Below are 4,868 nucleotides of genomic sequence, written 5' to 3'. Positions count from 1 at the left end.
AATGATTAAATATGAATATTTATTTATAAATAAAAAGCATATTAAGTTATTTAAACTTAACATGCTTTTTATAATCTATTTATTATTTATTAAATCATCCATAGTGTATAGTCCATTTTCTTTATCCGCAATATATTTAGCTGATTCTACAGCTCCTTTAGCAAATACTTTTTTAGACAATGCTAAATGTTTTATATCTATAACTTCATCCAAACCAGCAAATACAACTGTATGTTCGCCTGGTATTGTTCCTCCTCGAATTGCATGTATACCTATTTCATTTTCTTTTCTTTTTGAATCATTTCCTTCTCTTCCATAATTAAATTCCATAGCATTATTTAATTCATCATTTATAGCATTTGCTATCATCTTAGCTGTTCCACTTGGTGCATCAACTTTTTTATTATGGTGCTTTTCTATTATTTCTATATCAAAAGTTTCTCCTAGTATATTAGTTGCTTGTTTAACTAAATTTATTAGTACATTTATCCCTAATGACATATTTGAAGATTTGAATATCCTTGTACTACTAGATGCTTCCTTTATTTTATTTTCTTCTTCTTCATTAAATCCAGTAGTTGCTATTACAAGTCCCACATTATTTATTACTCCATATTTAAGTAAATCATTTAAATTTGATGGATTAGAAAAATCTATTATAACATCACATTCTTCTTTTAATAACAACGGGGATTCATATACTGGATATTCATTTTCATAAGCATTTATTTTTTTATCTATACCTGCAACTATTGATACATCTTCAATACCAGATATAACTTCAGTTAATGCTCTTCCCATAGCTCCATTACAACCACTAATTACTACTTTTATCATATTATCACCTCGTCTTATCTGGTTTTTAATTATCTATTTTTATTCCACATTTTTTCATTTCATCAGCTAGTATTTTTAAATTAGCTTCGCTAATATCAATTAATGGTAATCTAAGTTCTCCTGCATTTAATCCCATTAAGTTCATAGCGGCTTTAACTGGTATTGGATTAACTTCTATAAATAAAGAACTTACTAATCCATTTAAATCTAACTGTAATTTTTTAGACTCTTCTATATCTCCTGATAAGTATTTTTCTACTATATCATGAGTCTCTTTAGGTAATACATTCGCTAAAACAGATATAACTCCACTTCCTCCAAGTGATAATATAGGAACTATTTGATCATCATTTCCACTATATATTGCAAAATCTTCTCCACATAATCTAGCTATTTCTGCAACCTGACTTATATTTCCACTAGCTTCTTTTATAGCTACTATATTTTTAACCTTAGATAATTTTTCTACTGTAGCAGGATTTATATTAACACCTGTTCTTCCTGGCACATTATAAAGTATTATTGGTAAATCTACACTTTCTGCTATTGTTTTAAAATGTTTTATTAATCCATTTTGAGTGGATTTATTATAGTATGGTGTTACTACTAATAATCCATCTACTCCTACTTCTTGACAATATTTACTTAACTCTACTGAATATGCAGTATTATTACTTCCACTACCTGCTATTACAGGTATTCTTTTATTTACTTTATCTACTACAAATTTTATAGTTGCTTTTCTTTCTTCATCACTCATAGTTGCAGACTCCCCTGTTGTTCCGCATACTATTATTGCATCTGTTTTATTTTCTATATGCCATTCAATTAAATTTCCCATTGAATTATAATCAATTTTGCCATCTTTAAAAGGTGTAACTAACGCTACTCCAGAACCTACAAATAGCTTTTTCATCATTTTATCCCCCTTATTTTAAATTTTTTATTAACAACTCAGCAATTTGGATGGCATTAGTTGCAGCACCTTTTCTTATATTATCTGCAACTACCCACATATTTATTCCATTATCAACGCTAAAATCTCTTCTTATTCTTCCAACAAAAACTTCATCTTTTCCGCTACAAGTTAAAGGCATTGGATATTCATTAATTCCAATATCATCAACTACTATTATTCCATCAGCATTTTCAAGTAATTTAAAAACTTCTTCTAATTCAAATGGATTCTCAAATTCTATATTTATAGAAACACTATGACCATACTTAACAGGAACCCTAACTGTAGTAGCTGTAATTTTTATAGTTTCATCATTTAATATTTTTTTAGTTTCATCTATCATTTTCATTTCTTCTTTTGTATATCCATTTTCCATAAAATCATCTATATGAGGAATACAGTTATAAGCTATTTGATGAGGGTATTTTTTATGTTTTCCTCCATTTATTCCATTTTCTAAATCATTAATTCCTCCCATTCCTGAACCTGAAACAGCTTGATAAGTTGAAAATATTATTCTTTTTATTTTAAATACATCATGTAATACTTTAAGAGGTACTACTGACTGTATTGTTGAACAGTTTGGATTTGCTATAATACCATTATTCCATTTGATGTCCTCTGGGTTTACTTCTGGAATAACCAATGGAATATCTTTATCCATTCTCCATGCGCTACTATTATCAACTACTATAACACCATTATCTCTTGCTATAGGTGCAAACTTTTTACTAACAGCTCCACCTGCTGAAAATAATGCTATATCTATATCTCTATTAAAGGATTCTTCTGTTAATGCTTCAACTTCATATTCTTTCCCTCTAAAAGTTAGTTTACATCCTTTAGATTTAGCAGATGAAAATAAGTACAAATTTTCAATAGGAAATTTTCTTTCTTCTAATACTTTTAAAAAAGTTCTACCAACAATTCCTGTGGCACCAACTATAGCAATATTTACTTTTTTCATATATACCTCCTACTATAATACCTCTTTATAYARMCACATTTACTTTTTTCAATTTTATCTCCTCCAATATAATTTAATTTTCATAAATTAAATTCATTTCCCAATAATTCTATAATTTTAGCTTTATCATTTATATCAACTATAAAAGAAATACTCAATTCAGATGTTATTATCTTTTTAAATTTAATATCATTATTTTTTAATATCTCAAGTATATTAGCTATAATGTTGTTATTATTTATTCCTCCACCAACAACTGATATTGTTGTTACATCTAAATCTTTAGAAATATCTATGTGAGCTAATTTTGATTTTATCTTATTTATAGCTTCATCTATACATCCTAAATCTCCTTTGCTAATAACTAATGAAAAATCAGTATAATCACCTTTAGAAGATATCTGATTTATCACTTTTATACTTAAATTTTCATCTGATAAAATCCCAGATATTAAAGACATGTCATTTGATTTTAATAAAACATTTTTTATCGTAAATATAGAAGTGTTGTCATTTATCGCAATTCCAAAAATTGATTTGTTATCTCCACAGTTTTGTTTTTCTGTTATATAAGTTCCCTTTGTATCCTTACTACTTGAAGCTACATATATAGATACATTATTCTTATAACCTATCTCAACAGATGTAGTCTCCATTACTCCTGCACCTAATTTTGACATTTCTATCATTTCTTTATATCCTATATAATCTAATTTTTTTGCGTTTGGATATAGCTTAGGATCAACAGGGTATATACCCTCTACATCAGTATATATAGTACAATCACATCCTAATTTAGCAGCCAATGCAACAGCTGTAGTATCAGATCCTCCTCTACCTAAAGTTGTTATATCTCCATTTTCATTGACTCCTTGAAAACCTGCTATTATAACTATTTTACCTTGTCCTAAATTCTTTCTTATTTTATCAATATCAATATCAACTATATTACTTTTTGTATGCATTCCTTTAGTTTTTATTCCAGCTTGATAACCAGTAAAAGATATTGCATCATATCCATACGACTTAATTGCAATAGCTAATAAAGATATAGATATTTGCTCACCTATAGATAAAAGCATATCAAATTCTCTCTTATCTGGGTTATTAGAAATTTCTTTTGTTAATTCTACTAACTTATTAGTTGTTTTTCCCATAGCAGAGACTACAACTACTACATCATTTCCTTTTTCTTTCTCTGATATTAATTTTCTTGCAACGGATTTTATTTTTTCAATACTACCCATCGATGTTCCACCATATTTATGAACTACAGTACTCAAAAATAACACCTCTTTTGCTAGTGATAGTATATTTTATGTAAAATATATATTTATTGATATTGCTTTTCATGCAATAWTTGTGTATATAAAAAAGCTATGTAATTTTATAATAAAATCACATAGCTTTTTATATATACAAGTTAATTATCTTCAACTGATGTATTTAATTCTATTGAGTCTGGTAATTCATTTAAATTTGTTTCAACTACTATGTACGGATATGATTTTTCTTTTTCTTTATATACTATCTTTACTCTCATTATATTCTTATCATCTTGTTTAACAACATCTATCTTATCCATCTCTATCCCATGATTTTTATCATTACCTCTAGTTACAACTACATAAATTTTATTATTCAATTTTACTGCTAGTGCTCGTTCCTCATCTACATATTTATCCATCATATCTAGTATCTTCTCTGGTATAGCTTCTCTTTGTAAAATAGTATAATCTACTGGTTTTGATTGTTCCATAAAAATATTTGGTATAACTATGAATCCACCAATGATTAGTGCCATAATTATAACCCCATATATTACACCTTTAAGATTAAAATTTATCTTATTCATTCATATCACCCCCATATATAAAATATATGAAGCATGTTCAAGCATTAGAATGGTTTTATCATTTAATAAATTAAAAAGATAGTGTTTTATCTATTATAATTAGATAAAACACTACCTTTTAAGAACAAATTATTAAATTCATTCATTTTATAAAATAAATATATAATAATATCAAATTTCAATTTATAGTATTTAACTATTTTTTAGAAATAGCCTCTYTAACTACATTTACTATATCTTCTGCAGTTAAT

The 4,868-nt window shown here is 26.9% G+C and carries 5 protein-coding genes; all 5 read right to left on the bottom strand.

The window, feature by feature from the left end; translation table 11 throughout:
- Positions 1-75: 75 nt before the first annotated feature.
- Positions 76-837, bottom strand: a complete 762-nt coding sequence (gene dapB, locus G3997_RS00430) for a 4-hydroxy-tetrahydrodipicolinate reductase (RefSeq protein WP_296646357.1) — start codon at positions 835-837, stop codon at positions 76-78.
- A 25-nt stretch (positions 838-862) separates the two neighbouring features.
- On the bottom strand, positions 863-1,756 hold the full coding sequence (gene dapA, locus G3997_RS00425; RefSeq protein ID WP_296646355.1) for a 4-hydroxy-tetrahydrodipicolinate synthase: 894 nt from the start codon (positions 1,754-1,756) through the stop codon (positions 863-865).
- A 10-nt stretch (positions 1,757-1,766) separates the two neighbouring features.
- Positions 1,767-2,762 (bottom strand): aspartate-semialdehyde dehydrogenase, encoded by a 996-nt coding sequence (locus tag G3997_RS00420; RefSeq protein ID WP_296646352.1) that lies wholly within the window; start codon positions 2,760-2,762, stop codon positions 1,767-1,769.
- An 80-nt stretch (positions 2,763-2,842) separates the two neighbouring features.
- Complete coding sequence (locus G3997_RS00415; protein ID WP_330616147.1) at positions 2,843-4,045, bottom strand: aspartate kinase; 1,203 nt, start codon at positions 4,043-4,045, stop codon at positions 2,843-2,845.
- Positions 4,046-4,185: 140 nt separating this feature from the next.
- Positions 4,186-4,617: a hypothetical protein gene (locus G3997_RS00410; protein WP_296646343.1), complete on the bottom strand. Its 432-nt coding sequence runs from the start codon at positions 4,615-4,617 to the stop codon at positions 4,186-4,188.
- Between the last annotated feature and the right edge of the window lie 251 nt (positions 4,618-4,868).

This window comes from Romboutsia sp. 13368, from assembly GCF_018336475.1.
In the GTDB taxonomy this organism is placed as follows: Bacteria; Bacillota; Clostridia; order Peptostreptococcales; family Peptostreptococcaceae; genus Romboutsia.
Note: the sequence above shows the minus strand (reverse complement) of the source record. Positions and strands in the feature narration are given on the sequence as shown.